Here is a 13,592-nt window from a genome sequence, read left to right as displayed (position 1 = left end):
CGGAACGCAACCAACCATGAACGGAAGGTGGCACCCAGCATGAGCACGATCCCGCAGATGAGCCAGCAGGGACAGCAGGGGCACCAGCAGTACCCGAGCACCTCGCCCTACCAGCAGCAGGGCTTCGGCCAGCAGATGCCCATCGGCCAGCAGATGCCGATGGCACAGCAGCAGATGCCGATCGGGCCGCAGACGCAGCAGCCCTTCGGGCGGCACGAGACCGGGCAGCAGATTCCGCAGCACCTCCAGCAGCAGATCCAGCAGCTCGGTCAGCAGCAGCCCTTCCAGCAGCTGCTCCAGCAGCTCGGCGGCCAGCAGCAGCACCAGCAGATCCAGCAGGGCGAGCCGCTGATCCTCCAGAGCGCCGTCGAGACCCGGTCCCTGGCCATCGGCACCGCCCAGCACTTCCAGGACGTCGTCACCCCGCTCCCCGGCCAGCCGCAGGCCCTCTACCTGTTCATCGACAACGGCTGGCGCAGGCTCGTGCACCCCGACCCGGTCACCCACGAGGTGGTCCAGCGGGCCTTCGCCTTCGGGCAGCAGGTCCACGGGATCTACGACACCGGCACCGGTGCCCTCCAGTCCGTCATCGTGACCAGGTAGGGGCGAAGGCTCCAGGAACGTGAAGAGTGCCGGGCGGAGGATCTCCGCCCGGCACTCGGGTGTCCCGCCCCGCCCGTGGAGCGGTGGGGGACGCGGGGTCCTACAGGGCGACGCCGAGGAGGGCGTCGACGGCCCGCGAGACGACGCCGGGGGCGCCCTCGTCGGTGCCGCCCGACGCGTGCTGGAGCGCGGCCCAGCGGTCGACCGCGGCGAGCGCGGCGGGTGCGTCGAGGTCCTCGGCGAGCGCGGCGCGGATCTCCTCGACGAGCGCCTCGGCGGGCGGCCCGTCGGGGCGGGACACCGCGGCCCGCCAGTCGGCCAGGCGCGCGACGGCCTCTTCGAGGACGCCGTCCGTCCACTCCCAGTCGGAGCGGTAGTGGTGCGCGAGCAGCGCCAGGCGGATGGCGGCGGGGTCGACGCCGTCGTGGCGCAGCCGCGACACGAAGACGAGGTTGCCCTTGGACTTCGACATCTTCTCGCCGTCCAGCGCGACCATGCCGGCGTGGACGTAGGCCTTGGCCATGGGGAACTCGCCGGTCAGCACCTGGGCGTGCGAGGCGCCCATCTCGTGGTGCGGGAAGGCGAGGTCGGAGCCGCCGCCCTGGACGTCGAAGCCCATGCCCAGGTGGTCGAGGGCGATGGCGACGCACTCGATGTGCCAGCCGGGGCGTCCGCGGCCCAGTGAGCCGCCGTCCCAGCTCGGCTCGCCGTCACGGGCGGCCATCCACAGCATCGGGTCGAGGGGGTTCTTCTTGCCGGGCCGGTCCGGGTCTCCGCCGCGTTCCGCGGAGAGCAGGCGCATCGTGGCGGCGTCCAGGTTGGACACCTTGCCGAAGTCGGGGTCGGCCTCGACGGAGAAGTAGACGTCGCCCTCGAGTTCGTAGGCGGCTCCGGCGTCGCGCAGCCGCTCGACGAGCGGCACGATGCCGGGTATCGCCTCGACGGCGCCTATGTAGTGGCGCGGCGGCAGCATCCGCAGGGCGGTCATGTCCTCACGGAAGAGGGCGGTCTCCTTCTCGGCGAGTCCCACCCAGTCGACGCCGTCGCGCTCGGCCCGCTCCAGCAGCGGGTCGTCGACGTCCGTCACGTTCTGGACGTAGTGAACCTGCCGCTTGGTGTCGAGCCACACGCGCTGCACCAGGTCGAACGCGTTGTAGGTCGCCGCGTGTCCCATGTGGGTGGCGTCGTACGGCGTGATGCCGCACACGTAGATACGGGCGACGGGACCGGGGTCGAGGGTGACGAGCCCCCCGGTCGCGGTGTCGTGGATCCGGAGGTCGCGGCCCTCACCAGGCAGGGCGGGGACCTCAGAAGCGGGCCAGGCATACATGTCATGAGCCTAACCGGACGGGACTTCCGTATACGAACCGGGCAGCGGTCGAGGGCCGTGAGACCCGTCCCACCGTGGCCCGCCCGCGTCCTGCGGACCGGGCCGCCGCGCTACACCGGGGGCCAGGGGATCGCGGGCCAGTCCCCGCTCGGCTCCGGGTGTCTCCCCGAGGCGAGCATGGCCAGGACCCGCGCGCGTGTGGCCTCGGTCTCGGCCGGGGTGACGAGTTCGGCCAAGCGGGTGGCCAGCGGGCCCCCGGGCGCCAGCGCGTCGCGGAGGGAGGCCAGGACCTCCAGTGCCTCGTCGGTGAGCGGCTCCCCCGCCCATCCCCACAGCAGGGTGCGCAGTTTGTTCTCGGCGTTGAAGGTGACGCCGTGGTCGATGCCGTAGAGGCGGCCCTCCGGCGTGGGCAGCAGATGGCCGCCCTTGCGGTCGGCGTTGTTGATCACGGCGTCCAGGACGGCGAGCCGCCGCAGCCGGACGTCGTCGGCGTGCACGAGCAGGGCCGTCTCGCCCTCGCCGACCTCGGCGAATCCGATGGCCTTCCAACCCTCGGCGGGCTCCTCGCCCTCCACGAGCGCGAGCAGTCCGTCCCCGTCCTGGTCGGCGGAGGGCTCGATCCACATCTGGCACATGCCCTCGCCGTACGGCCCGTCGCGCAGGACGGTGGTGGGCACGAGCCCCCAGCCGGTCGCCTCGGAGACCTCGTAGGCCGCGACCTCGCGCTGGGCGAGCGTGCCGTCGGGGAAGTCCCACAGGGGCCGCTCCCCGGCGACGGGTTTGTAGACGCAGAAGGCCTCACGGCCCTCGTAGGCCACGGAGCAGTACAGCACCGCGTTCGAGGCCTCGCGGATCTGTCCCCGTACCTTCAGCTCGCCCCGGGCGAGCAGCTCGGCGGTGGTCACGCTCCGCGGCGGTATCCGTTCTGGCGCGGACATACGTGTCCTTCCGGGTCGAGCGGGAGGCTGCACAGCGGGCAGGGGGGCCGGCCGGCGTTGACGACGTCGAGGGCGCGCTTGGCGAAGGCCCTGGCCTGCGCGCCGGTGAGCCGGACGCGGAGCATGGGCGGGCCGTTCTCCTCGTCCTGGAGGAGCCGTTCCTCGGCCTCGGCGAGGTCCTCGTCGGACTCCGCCTCGACCTCGACGAGGGCCTGCGCCTCGACGATCATGCGCTGTTCCTCGCCGTCCCAGGCCAGCGCCATGGTGCCGACCCGGAACTCCTCCTCGACGGGGGTGTCGAGGGGCGCGGTGTCGGACACCTCGGTCGGGGCCATCGCCGGGACCGGGGCGCTGCCCCCGGTGCGCCGGACGACCTCGTCGAGGAGTTCGTCCATCCGCTCGGCGAGGGCGGCGACCTGGGTCTTCTCCAGAGCCACGCTCGTCACCCGGGGGCCGGAGGATGCCTGGAGGAAGAAGGTACGGCGTCCGGGCAACCCGACCGTACCGGCCACGAAACGGTCCGGGGGGTCGTAGAGGAACACCTGACGGGACACGTCCTGTCTCCATTGAATCGGCATGAGGGCCGGCTGACCGCGCCGGCCCGCATCGGCTGAGAACGGGTTGACAACTGCTGTGCTGGTTCGACCGCTTCACCCTACTGCGGCCGACGATCACGGTGCGCCCGCACCGCCCCCGACCGGAGCGTCGCCGCCCGGGGTTTCCTCGCGCGGGGCCAGGGAGGCGAGATCACCGGTGTCCCCGAGACGCACGAGAAAGGGCCTGAGACGGGTGTAACGGATCGCTGTGATGGAACACGGTTCGACAGAGATCCGCTGAAAGAGGTCGAGATGAAGTCCGAGTGCGTCGGCGACGAGCGACTTGATGATGTCGCCGTGCGAACACATGAGGTAGACCGCGTCACCGCCGTGGTCGCGCTCCACGCGCGCGTTCCACTCGCGTACCGCCTCGGCGGCGCGGGTCTGCATCGCCCGCATCGACTCGCCGCCCGGGAACGCGGCCGCCGAGGGATGCGCCTGGACGACGTCCATCAGCGGCTCGTCCTTGAGCTCGGCGAGCTTGCGGCCGGACCAGTCGCCGTAATGCGCCTCCCCTATGCGTTCCTCGGTGTGGACCGGGACCTCGGGGCGGGCCTCCAGGAGCGGCTGGACGGTCTCCTGGCAGCGCTGGAGGGGGCTGGTGACGACCTCGGCGATCGGCAGCCCGGCGAGCCGGCCCGGCAGGGCGGCGGCCTGTTGCGTGCCGCGCTCGTCGAGGGCGACGCCGGGCGTCCAGCCGGCGAGCAGTCCCGCGGTGTTGGCGGTGGAGCGTCCGTGCCGGACGAGGATCAGGGTGGGCATGCGGCCCAGCGTAGACGGAGGGCCCCGGGAGGCGGCGGGCCCTGTGGAAAGCGGTCCCCGGGAGGGGGCGGGGCCTGTGGACAACGGTCCCCGGGAGACGGCGGGGCCCGGGCAAGGCGGTCCCCGGTGTGCGGGGGGACCATGGCGGCGGGAGAATGCGCACCGTGATCGTCGACTGCGCCATCTACCGCGACGGCCGCCGTACCGAGGGCGCCGACGACTTCTCCGACGCCCTGGCGCAGTGCCGGGCCGGTGGCGACTCCTTCGTCTGGATCGGCCTGCACGAACCCACGGAGGACGAGTTCGACCTGGTCACGCAGGAGTTCGGGCTCCATCCGCTGGCGGTCGAGGACGCCCTCAAGGCCCATCAGCGGCCCAAGCTGGAGGTCTACGAGGACTCGCTGTTCGTGGTCCTCAAGCCGGTCTCGTACGAGCCGAAGGGCGACACCGTCACCTCCGGCGAGGTCATGGTCTTCGTGGGCGACTCGTTCGTGGTGACCGTGCGGCACGGCGAGGAGTCGCCTCTCAAGGGGGTGCGGCGCCGTCTGGAGTCGGATCCCGAGATGCTGCGGCACGGGCCGACGGGGGTGCTCTACGCGATCGCGGACGACACGGTGGACCACTATCTGGAGGTGGCCACGGAGCTGGGCACGGACCTGGACGAGCTGGAGGCGGAGGTGTTCTCGCCGCAGCTCGGCGGGTCGCGCAACACCGCGTCGCGGATCTACGGGTTCAAGCGGCAGGTCCAGGAGTTCCGCCGGGCGACCGTGCCGCTGGCGGTGCCGCTCGGCCGTCTCTCGGGCACGGGCCTGAAGGGGGCGGCGGTGCCGTTCGTGGACGAGAAGGCGCAGCCGTTCTTCCGTGACGTCAACGACCATCTGCTGCGCGTCAACGAGTCCGTGGAGGCACTGGACCGGCTGGTGTCCGACATCCTGTCGGCGCATCTGGCGCAGATGAGCGTGCGGCAGAACGACGACATGCGGAAGATCTCCGCGTGGGCGGCCATGGCCGCGGTCCCCACGATGATCGCGGGGATCTACGGAATGAACTTCGACCACATACCCGAGCTGCACTGGCTGTGGGGGTATCCGGTGGTGATCGGGGTGATGGTCGTCCTGGAGATCCTGCTGTTCCGGCTCTTCAAGCGGCGGGGCTGGCTGTAGGCGCGCGGTTCAGGCGAATTCCGGTGCGGTGGTGACGGGGCCGTCGAGGGCTCCGCGCCGCTCGGGCATCTTCAGGGTGACCATGCGGCGCCAGCCGGCGGCTCGCTCGTAGGCGTACACGGCGTGGATGCCCGCGGCGAGGACGGCGGTCTTGGCCCGGGACCAGCCGAGGAGCCGGCCCATGCGGGCCATCACGGCGAGGCTGACGTCCCGGTAGATCCTGATCTCGGCGAGCGCGCACTCGCGCAGGGCCCCCTGGATCGCCCGGCCGTGGCCGGCGTGGGCGAAGCGCAGCAGTTCCTCGTGGCAGTAGGCGAGGTGGTTGTCCTCGTCGGCCGCGATCATCCTGACCGCGCGGCCGATGTCGGGGTGGCCGGCGAAGTGCCGGCGCAGCAGGTCCATCTGCTCGGAGGCGCGCTGTTCGGTGACCCGGCTGTGGGCCAGGTAGGTGACGATGTCCCGCACGGTGAGGGGCTGCTCGCCCTTGAGCCTGTCGTGGGCCAGGCCGATGCCGTGGCGCTCCAGGAGCATTGTGTAGTCGGTGTCGGGCGGTACGTCGACGGGTTCGAGGCCACGCTTCTTCAGGAGGGCGGTGAAGATCCGGCCGTGCTTGTCCTCGTCGGCGCCGTGCCGGGCGATCCTGGGGGCCAGCGCGCGTTCCCCGGCCGGGACCAATGCGGCGATCCGGGCGTTCTCCCAGCCGCCCTGGGACTCTCCGCTGGCCGCGATGGAGCAGAAGAGGCGGTACGACTCGTCGTGGTCGAGGATCTCCTGGAACAGGCTCTTGGCGGACAGCATCTTTGACACCCTCTCTCCGGAGTTGCGCAGAAAACGAGTCAAATGGGTTGTTCGCGACCCGGCAACCGATGTGTCCGACAAATCGGCCGAACGATGGACGACGGAGCGGGTCCGGATGCGTAACCAAGGGGCTGTCGGCGCGTTGTTCTCCGTGACGGCCGTGGCGGGGAAGACCCCCGAGCCCCCACCACGGCCGCAGAACTTCCCGGCGGGCCCTCGGCCGGGGTTACGCGAGTCCGGCCCGCTCCATGGCCTCGGAGCCGGCCCGCAGCGAGGCGAGCCGGTCGTCCAGCGTGAAGCCCGCGGGGGCCAGGGTGAGGGTGGTGACCCCGGCGGCGGCGTACGCCTTCATGCGGTCGGCGATGCGGTCCACGGAGCCGAGCAGGGTCGTCTGGTCGATCAGCGCGTGCGGGATCGCGGCGGCGGCGCCGTCCTTGTCGCCGGACAGGTACTTGTCCTGGATCTCGGCCGCTTCCTTCTCGTAGCCCATGCGCTGGGCGAGCTGGTTGTAGAAGTTCTGCTTGCGGCTTCCCATGCCGCCCACGTACAGCGCGGTGTACGGGCGGAACGTGTCGGCGAGCGCGGGGACGTCCTTGTCGGCGCCGACGGCGAGCGGAAGGGTCGGGCAGACGTCGAACCCCTCCATCGTCCTGCCCGCCTTCTCCCGGCCCGCGCGCAGATGCCGGATCGCCGTGTCCTCCAGGTGCTCGGCCGAGGGGAAGATGAGCAGCGCGCCGTCGGCGATCTCGCCGGTCTGCTCCAGGTTCTTCGGGCCGATCGCGGCGATGTACAACGGGATGTGCTCGCGCTCCGGGTGCACGGTCAGCTTGAGCGGCTTGCCAGGACCGCCCGGCAGCGGCAGGGTCCAGTGCTCGCCCTCGTACGACAGCCGCTCGCGCGTCATCGCCTTGCGCACGATCTCCACGTACTCGCGGGTGCGGGCCAGCGGCTTGTCGAACTTGACGCCGTACCAGCCCTCGGAGACCTGGGGTCCGGAGACACCGAGGCCGAGGCGGAAGCGGCCGCCCGACAGCGAGTCCAGCGTCGCGGCGGTCATCGCGGTCATCGCCGGCTGACGGGCCGGGATCTGGAAGATGGCCGAGCCGACGTCGATGCGCTCGGTCTGGGCCGCGACCCAGCTGAGCACGGTGGCCGCGTCGGAGCCGTAGGCCTCGGCGGCCCAGCAGACGGCGTATCCGAGCCGGTCGGCCTCCTTGGCCACGGCGAGATTGTCCGCGTCCATTCCGGCGCCCCAGTAGCCGAGATTGATGCCGAGCTGCATGGCCGATCCCCTTACTGATCAGTAACGTCCCTTGTGCCCGAGACCCTAGCGTGCGGGCACCCCGGGCGGGGAGCCCGTCCCGCGTGGCCTTCGCCGGGATTTCCGTTGTCCACAGGCCCCCACACCGCCGGTGCCGGACAGTAATCTCGGCGTCCATGGAGCAGAGGCATCTCGGCCGTACCGGCCTGCGTGTTTCCCGGATCGGACTCGGCACCCTCACCTGGGGCAGCGACACCGACGAGCATGACGCCGCGGACCTCTTGAAGACGTTCTGGGAAGCAGGCGGGAACCTCGTCGACACGGCGGACGTGTACGGCGACGGGGAGGCCGAGTATCTCCTCGGACAGCTGATGGAAGGGCTCGTTCCGCGCAGGGATCTGGTCATCTCGACGAAGGCGGGGAGCGTGCGCGATCCGGACCGCCGCTTCGACGGCTCGCGCAGTCATCTGCTGTCGGCCCTGGACGCCTCGCTGGCCCGTCTGGGCACCGACCACGTGGACGTGTGGCACGTGCACGCCTACGACCCCGAAACTCCCCTCGACGAGACCCTCCAAGCCCTCGACCTGGCCGTCAGCAGCGGCCGTGCGCGCTACGCGGGCGTGTCCAACTTCTGCGGCTGGCAACTCGCCAAGGCCGCCACCTGGCAGCTCTCCGCGCCCGGCATACGCACCCGGCTGGCCAGTACGCAGATGGAGTACTCCCTGCTTCAGCGCGGTATCGAGCGGGAGGTGCTGCCCGCCGCCCTGGACCTGGGCATCGGCCTGCTGCCCTCCTCGCCGCTCGGGCGCGGTGTGCTCACCGGCAAGTACCGGGGCGGCACACCGGCCGACTCCCGGGGCGGTTCGGAGCACCTGGCGCCCTTCGTCGCGCCATATCTGGACGACACGGCGAGCGGCGTCGTGGAGGCGGTGACGACCGCGGCGGACGGTCTCGCCGTGAGCGCGCTCCAGGTGGCGCTCGCCTGGGTCCGCGACCGGCCCGGGGTCGTCGCCCCCATCGTCGGCGCGCGCAACGCGCGGCAGCTCGCGGCCGCGTTGTCAGTGGAGACGCTTAGTCTTCCTGACGAGATCTGCCGGGCGCTCGACGACGTGTCGGCCCCGGTGCACCACTATCCCGATCACGACTGGAGCACGCTGTGAGCACGGAGCCCGAGACCACTCAGGACGCGGAGCCGGGGACGCCGGGCGCGGACACGGCCACCGACGCCCCTGAGCCGACGGGCGACGACGCGGACCGGGCGGACGCGCCCTCCGGGAACGCGGACGACTCCGACGGCGAGAGCGGCGAAGGCGGCGACACGGAGACGGACGCCGGGGCGGCCGGGACCGGCGAGGGCGGCGAAGTCGCCGCGCAGGTGACGGAGGCCGCCGCCGAGCTGGCCGCCCAGCGGGTGGAGCGGGAGCGGATCGAGCGGCGCAAGGCGGAGAAGCAGTCGCCGATCGAGGCCGGTGGCAAGCTCAGCGGCACGGCCGCGGACCTGCTCGCGGCGGTGCGGGCCGTGGAGAGCGGCGAGAAGCCCGTGGCCACCGCCTTCCGCGAGCCGGATCCCGCGCCGCGCAGGGCCGCGCCGGAACCCGTACGGCGGCCGCAGCCGGCCCCGGAGCGGACCGCACCGGCACCGGGCGCGGCACCCGAAGCCGTCGCCGCCGTCCGCTCCGTGCTGGCCGGGGGCGGCGCCCCCGAAGCGCTCGCGGCACCGGTCGTCGCGGTTCTGGGCGAGGGCGCCGACGGCGTGCTGCGGGAGGACCCCTGGCAGCTGCTGCGGGTGCCGGGGACGCGGCCCGAGCAGGCCGACGGGTTCGCCCGCGCGCTGCTCGGCGCGGAGTGCGGCCCGGACGACGAACGCCGGGGCACGGCGCTGACCGTGTGGCTGCTGGAGCAGGCGGCCGTCGCAGGACACACCGCGCTGGACGCTCCGGCGCTCGCCGCGGCGCTGTCCCAGCACGCGGTTCCGGACCCGGACACGGCCGTGCAGAGCGCCCTCGCGGAGGGCGAGGCCCTGGTCTTCCAGGACGCGCTGGACAGCGCTCCCCCGGCCCCGCCGGCCCAGGACGAGGAGGAGGAGCCGCAGGAGCGCCCGGTGCGGATCCTGATCGGCCTGGAACGGTACGCGCTGGCCGAGGAGAGCCTCGCCGACGGACTCGCCCGGCTGATGAACTCGGTGCCCAAGGAGGACGGTTCGGCCGCCGACTGGGAGGAGGCCGCGTCCTCGGCACCCCGCTCCGCGGCGGAGCTGGTCCGCGCGGCCGGCGCCCACGGTCTGGTGCTGCACACCGGCGGCGAGGCCTCGCGGTCCGAGGCGGAGGCACTGCTGCGCGCGGCACGCGCGCTCGGTCTGCGCGGCTGGGCCGCCGCGCACACCTCGGGCGGACGCGACGGCTTCGCGGCCCGGTTCGAAGGGGCCGAGGACTCCGCCGGCCCCGCCACCGGGGCCGCCACGGTCACCGGGCTTCTTTCCGGCGCCGAGGGCCCCGGCCGGGACGCGGACGGCGCCCTGGACCTGGACGTCCTGGTCGTCCTGGACGCGCCGCAGCTCGACGTGGAGACGGCGGCCATGCTCGTGGAGTCGCTGCCGGACGGGGCGCGCCTCGTGCTGAGCGGTGATCCGGGTGTGCTGTGGTCGGCCGGCCCCGGCCGGGTCTTCGCGGACCTGCTCGCCGCCCGCGCCTGCCCGCAGGTGGCCTCGCGGACCCCCGACCCCGGACCCATCGGGGAACTGGTCTCCGGGATCGGCATCGGCGAGCTCAACCAGGTCGAGGCGCCCGGCAAGGAGGTCGTGATCGTCCCGGTGCGCGACGCGGGCGAGGCGGTCCACCGCACGGTCCAGCTCGTCGCGGACTCGGTTCCGCGCGCGATCGGCGTCCCGGCCGAGCAGACGCAGGTCATCACCCCGGGCCACGGGGGCGCGGTCGGCACCCGCGCCCTGAACGCGGCGCTCAAGGAACGGCTGAATCCCGGTCCCGGCCGCTTCGGCGGCTTCGACCCCGGCGACCGGATCGTGCACTCCCCCGCCCCTGGCCGTGCGCTGCCGGGCCGCGTCGTGAAGGCCGACGCCGAGGGACTGCACCTGGACTGCCCGGACGGCCCCGTGGTCGTACCGAAGGAGCGGGTGGAGCAGACCGTGCGGCACGGCTGGGCGCTCACCGCGCACCAGGCGGTGGGGCTGCGCTGGCCGGCCGCGGTCGTGGTGCTCCCGGGGGACGCGGCGGCGGCCCTGACCCGGCCCTGGGTCTACACGGCCTTCGGACGGGCCGAGCGTCACCTTTCCGTCGTGCACGGGGTGGAGCAGGCGCTGCCGCACGCGGTGGCGGAGGTCCCCCAGAAGCCGCGCACGACGCGCCTCCAGGCCCTGCTGAAGGCACAGACGCCGACGGCGGACTGAACCGGCACCGGGCTTGCGTGGGGTCCCTGAGGCGAAAACGCGCGGGTGGCGGTCACCGGATCGGTGACCGCCACCCGCGCGAACCGTGCCGGAGCGCTCCGTGCCGGACAGGCCCGGCCCTCACGGACAGGGCCGAGCCGGGCGGGGCACCTCTCAGCGATCCGCGTCCAGCGGGTCGAGGGAGTCGGTCTCCCCGTCGGGGCCGAGGTCGTCGTCCAGATCGTCGTCGTCCGCGTCCTCGTCGAACACGGCGCTGACGTCGAAGCGGCAGACGACCCGCTGCGGATCGATCGACTCGAACGGCGTCTCCAGCCACTCCCCCGGCTCGGCGGGTTCGTCGGCGGCGGTCACCCAGAGCGTGGAGTCACCCTCCTCCAGCCCGAATTCCTTGTGCCGGGTGGCGATCTCGTCCGGCTCGAACTCTCCGAACAGGACCCCGAGCGCGCCGTGAACGGTGCCGGCCGCCGCGTCGAAGCCCTCACTGACGGTGGCGCCGTCCTCCTCCACCGCCTCCACCCGCTGGGCCTGCGCCAGAAGTCGCTGCGGCTCCACCACGGCGTAGTCCCGGCGGATCACCACGCTGAGCGCGTTCGGCTCCTCGGGACCGGTGTACGGGGGCAGGGTGTCGTCACCACCGGGGATCTCGAAGGGCGTGACCTCGTCGTAGCGGTCGTAGAGGAGCTCGTCGTACTCCTCGGCGGCCGCCGCGAGCTCGTTGAAAGCCTCGTAGACGTCCGGGTCGTCGTCGCCCGTCCTGCGCTCGACCGCGGCCAGGTGGCGGTCGAGTGCGGCCTTGACAGCCTCGGCGGCGGCGCGTACCTCGGCAGCGGTGGGCTGCACAGCATCAGACATAGTGCAGACGCTATCCGTACCGGGCCTCTGCCCGCACAATAGATGCGATGCCGGAATACGAATTTGTCGACGTGTACGTACCTCGCGGGGTCTCCCGCAAGGAGACGACACGTCTGCTGACGGACCATGCCGAGTACGGACACTGGGAGTTGGACCGCCTGAGCCTGCTCCGTGACGGCAGCCGCAGAGTGCGGTTGCGCCGACGGATCATTCGTCAGGTACGCGCCACGTGGTGACAGACGGTCGCTGAACCGGTGCGGACCCCGTCGTCGCGGGGCCCGCACCGTCGCTCACGTCACGGGGAGGACCGTGGCGCCCCGGCCGCGACCGAGCCGCGCTGAAATCGCGGCTGCGCGCGCCGGGTCATGCCCACACCTCGCCCCCCGATGCGATCATCACACCGCCCTCGCGTCACGCCGCGGCGCGCGCCCGGCGGTAGAGCACGGCGCCGGCCAGCAGCGCGGCGGCTCCCGCCGGTACGACCGCTCCGATCGGCAGGTCGCTGCCCGTGTGGGCCAGCTGGGCCGCGCTGTCCGCGGCCGGTGTCCGCACGACGGCCCGCGCGCCCGGCCGTCCGACCTGGACGACACCGCCGCGGTGCTTGCCGCCGCCCGAGGTGGAGGTGCCGGGGTGGGCCGGGGTTCCGGGGGTGCCGGGCGTTCCGGGCTGGCCAGGGGTCCCGGGGTGGCCGGGGTGGCCGGGGTGCCCAGGGTGGCCAGGCTCTCCCGGGTGACCCGGGTGACCGGGGTGTCCCGGATGACCCGGGTGCCCGTGGTGTCCCGGGTGCTCGCAGTGACCGTGGTGGCCGGGCTGACCCGGGTGTCCCGGCTGGCCGGGGTGACCCGGGTGTCCAGGGTGGCCGGGGTGACCCGGATGTCCCGGCTGACCCGGGTGGCCTGGGTGGTGTGTCCCGTGGTCGCCCGTGGACGAGCCGTTCGCGCAGTTGTCACCCCCCGCCGCGTTGCCGATCCCCACGACGTTCACGCTGTTGCCGCAGGCATTGACCGGGACGTCGACCGGAACCTGTACGTGGTTGCCGGAGCCCACTCCGGGCGAGTGAGCTGTGCCGCCTCCGGCCCGCGAGCCACCGCCCGAGCCGGTCCCCCGGTGGTCGGACGAGCCGCCGCGGCCGCCGTGGTTGACACAGGTGTTGCCCATCGCCGGGTTGAGCAGCCCGACCACGTTCACGGTGTTTCCGCAGACGTTGACCGGCACGTGCACCGGAGCCTGCACCGAGTTGCCCGACAGCACGCCGGGAGAGTCCGAGGCGGAGCCGAACGCGCCCGAGTCGGCGTGTGCGGAGACGGCGGTGACCGCGAGTACTCCACCGGCCGCGGCCACGGTCATCAGGCCCTTGCGGGTGACCTGTCGCATAGCTGAAATCCCTGCCTTGAGTCCTTGGGACGTGGACCAACAGTCCTGGGGACGTGGACCATCGAGAACACGCGCACGCCACCTGACGTACGCGGGAAGCCGGTCGGCCCCGGAGCGCATGGCGCGCACTCCGGGGCGGACGGCTCAGACCTTCACGAAGTGACCCTCACGAGGCAACCCATGGGACTCATGGGCCTCACGGGATCCCCCCTCATGGGATGAGGCGACGTCAGTGGTTGAAGCAGGTGTTGCCGAAGGCGGGGTTCAGCAGTCCGATCACGGAGATCGTGTTGCCGCAGACGTTCACGGGAACGTGGACGGGAACCTGAACGACGTTGCCGGAGGCGACACCCGGGGAACCCACAGCGGCACCCTGCGCACCGGAGTCGGCGACGGCCAGACCCGCACCCGCGAGAACCAGACCACTCGTGGCGACGGCGGCGGCGACGATCTTCTTGATCATTATTCCTCCTGGTAGGCAAAACGCGGTCCAAAGCAGCGGATCGCAACAC

The 13,592-nt window shown here is 72.4% G+C and carries 14 protein-coding genes; 5 read left to right on the top strand and 9 right to left on the bottom strand.

Going from position 1 to position 13,592, the window contains the following annotated elements:
• Positions 1 to 39: 39 nt before the first annotated feature.
• On the top strand, positions 40 to 603 hold the full coding sequence (locus ACZ4AA_RS18720) for a hypothetical protein (RefSeq protein ID WP_467602788.1): 564 nt from the start codon (positions 40 to 42) through the stop codon (positions 601 to 603).
• A gap of 100 nt (positions 604 to 703) precedes the next feature.
• On the opposite strand, the gene mshC is transcribed toward ACZ4AA_RS18720, so the two are convergent.
• The 4 genes from mshC to ACZ4AA_RS18700 all read right to left on the bottom strand — a co-directional run bounded on the left by mshC (position 704) and on the right by ACZ4AA_RS18700 (position 4,229).
• Complete coding sequence (gene mshC / locus ACZ4AA_RS18715) at positions 704 to 1,933, bottom strand: cysteine--1-D-myo-inosityl 2-amino-2-deoxy-alpha-D-glucopyranoside ligase (protein WP_467602786.1); 1,230 nt, start codon at positions 1,931 to 1,933, stop codon at positions 704 to 706.
• A gap of 110 nt (positions 1,934 to 2,043) precedes the next feature.
• The gene (locus tag ACZ4AA_RS18710) at positions 2,044 to 2,871 is read right to left on the bottom strand and encodes an SCO1664 family protein (RefSeq protein WP_467602784.1); all 828 of its coding nucleotides are present in this window, start codon (positions 2,869 to 2,871) and stop codon (positions 2,044 to 2,046) included.
• The gene (locus ACZ4AA_RS18705) at positions 2,835 to 3,425 is read right to left on the bottom strand and encodes a DUF3090 domain-containing protein (RefSeq protein WP_326788750.1); all 591 of its coding nucleotides are present in this window, start codon (positions 3,423 to 3,425) and stop codon (positions 2,835 to 2,837) included. Before ACZ4AA_RS18705 ends, ACZ4AA_RS18710 begins: the two co-directional genes overlap by 37 nt.
• A 117-nt stretch (positions 3,426 to 3,542) precedes the next feature.
• A complete protein-coding gene (locus tag ACZ4AA_RS18700; RefSeq protein ID WP_467602781.1) occupies positions 3,543 to 4,229 on the bottom strand; it encodes a histidine phosphatase family protein in 687 nt (228 codons plus the stop codon).
• Positions 4,230 to 4,393: 164 nt separating this feature from the next.
• Between ACZ4AA_RS18700 and corA the strand changes: the two genes are divergently transcribed.
• Entirely contained in the window at positions 4,394 to 5,392 is a 999-nt protein-coding gene (gene corA, locus ACZ4AA_RS18695; protein WP_467603314.1) for a magnesium/cobalt transporter CorA, read from the top strand.
• A 9-nt stretch (positions 5,393 to 5,401) separates the two neighbouring features.
• Here the strand turns inward: corA and ACZ4AA_RS18690 are convergent, their stop codons facing one another.
• Positions 5,402 to 6,190 (bottom strand): ferritin-like domain-containing protein, encoded by a 789-nt coding sequence (locus ACZ4AA_RS18690; RefSeq protein WP_467602779.1) that lies wholly within the window; start codon positions 6,188 to 6,190, stop codon positions 5,402 to 5,404.
• Between the two features lie 226 nt (positions 6,191 to 6,416).
• A complete protein-coding gene (locus ACZ4AA_RS18685; RefSeq protein ID WP_467602777.1) occupies positions 6,417 to 7,472 on the bottom strand; it encodes an LLM class F420-dependent oxidoreductase in 1,056 nt (351 codons plus the stop codon).
• A gap of 155 nt (positions 7,473 to 7,627) precedes the next feature.
• On the opposite strand from ACZ4AA_RS18685, the gene ACZ4AA_RS18680 reads away from it, so the two are divergent.
• Entirely contained in the window at positions 7,628 to 8,611 is a 984-nt protein-coding gene (locus ACZ4AA_RS18680; protein WP_467602775.1) for an aldo/keto reductase, read from the top strand.
• A complete protein-coding gene (locus tag ACZ4AA_RS18675) occupies positions 8,608 to 10,854 on the top strand; it encodes a helix-hairpin-helix domain-containing protein (RefSeq protein WP_467602773.1) in 2,247 nt (748 codons plus the stop codon). The genes ACZ4AA_RS18680 and ACZ4AA_RS18675 overlap by 4 nt, the downstream gene beginning before the upstream one ends.
• A gap of 153 nt (positions 10,855 to 11,007) precedes the next feature.
• Here ACZ4AA_RS18675 and ACZ4AA_RS18670 read toward each other — a convergent pair whose 3' ends face one another.
• A complete protein-coding gene (locus tag ACZ4AA_RS18670) occupies positions 11,008 to 11,706 on the bottom strand; it encodes a hypothetical protein (protein ID WP_467602770.1) in 699 nt (232 codons plus the stop codon).
• A gap of 47 nt (positions 11,707 to 11,753) precedes the next feature.
• Here ACZ4AA_RS18670 and ACZ4AA_RS18665 point away from each other — a divergent pair, with 47 nt between their 5' ends.
• The gene (locus ACZ4AA_RS18665; RefSeq protein ID WP_081223519.1) at positions 11,754 to 11,942 is read left to right on the top strand and encodes a DUF5703 family protein; all 189 of its coding nucleotides are present in this window, start codon (positions 11,754 to 11,756) and stop codon (positions 11,940 to 11,942) included.
• Positions 11,943 to 12,117: 175 nt separating this feature from the next.
• Here the strand turns inward: ACZ4AA_RS18665 and ACZ4AA_RS18660 are convergent, their stop codons facing one another.
• Complete coding sequence (locus ACZ4AA_RS18660) at positions 12,118 to 13,080, bottom strand: chaplin (RefSeq protein ID WP_467602767.1); 963 nt, start codon at positions 13,078 to 13,080, stop codon at positions 12,118 to 12,120.
• A gap of 229 nt (positions 13,081 to 13,309) precedes the next feature.
• Positions 13,310 to 13,543, bottom strand: coding sequence for a chaplin ChpH (gene chpH, locus ACZ4AA_RS18655; RefSeq protein WP_339128361.1), 234 nt, complete (start codon positions 13,541 to 13,543; stop codon positions 13,310 to 13,312).
• Positions 13,544 to 13,592 lie beyond the last annotated feature (49 nt).

The organism is Streptomyces sp. NPDC024698, from assembly GCF_055559015.1.
The sequence above is the reverse complement of the archived record's forward strand: the minus strand, read 5'-3'. Positions and strand labels throughout refer to the sequence as shown.

Excerpts from the sequence above, each read along its gene's own strand:
- ACZ4AA_RS18720 (WP_467602788.1), top strand. The coding sequence starts at position 40 with ATGAGCACGATCCCGCAGATGAGCCAGCAGGGACAGCAGGGGCACCAG.
- mshC (WP_467602786.1), bottom strand. The coding sequence starts at position 1,933 with ATGTATGCCTGGCCCGCTTCTGAGGTCCCCGCCCTGCCTGGTGAGGGC.
- ACZ4AA_RS18710 (WP_467602784.1), bottom strand. The coding sequence starts at position 2,871 with ATGTCCGCGCCAGAACGGATACCGCCGCGGAGCGTGACCACCGCCGAG.
- ACZ4AA_RS18700 (WP_467602781.1), bottom strand. The coding sequence starts at position 4,229 with ATGCCCACCCTGATCCTCGTCCGGCACGGACGCTCCACCGCCAACACC.
- ACZ4AA_RS18690 (WP_467602779.1), bottom strand. The coding sequence starts at position 6,190 with ATGCTGTCCGCCAAGAGCCTGTTCCAGGAGATCCTCGACCACGACGAG.
- ACZ4AA_RS18685 (WP_467602777.1), bottom strand. The coding sequence starts at position 7,472 with ATGCAGCTCGGCATCAATCTCGGCTACTGGGGCGCCGGAATGGACGCG.
- ACZ4AA_RS18680 (WP_467602775.1), top strand. The coding sequence starts at position 7,628 with ATGGAGCAGAGGCATCTCGGCCGTACCGGCCTGCGTGTTTCCCGGATC.
- ACZ4AA_RS18670 (WP_467602770.1), bottom strand. The coding sequence starts at position 11,706 with ATGTCTGATGCTGTGCAGCCCACCGCTGCCGAGGTACGCGCCGCCGCC.
- ACZ4AA_RS18665 (WP_081223519.1), top strand. The coding sequence starts at position 11,754 with ATGCCGGAATACGAATTTGTCGACGTGTACGTACCTCGCGGGGTCTCC.
- ACZ4AA_RS18660 (WP_467602767.1), bottom strand. The coding sequence starts at position 13,080 with ATGCGACAGGTCACCCGCAAGGGCCTGATGACCGTGGCCGCGGCCGGT.
- chpH (WP_339128361.1), bottom strand. The coding sequence starts at position 13,543 with ATGATCAAGAAGATCGTCGCCGCCGCCGTCGCCACGAGTGGTCTGGTT.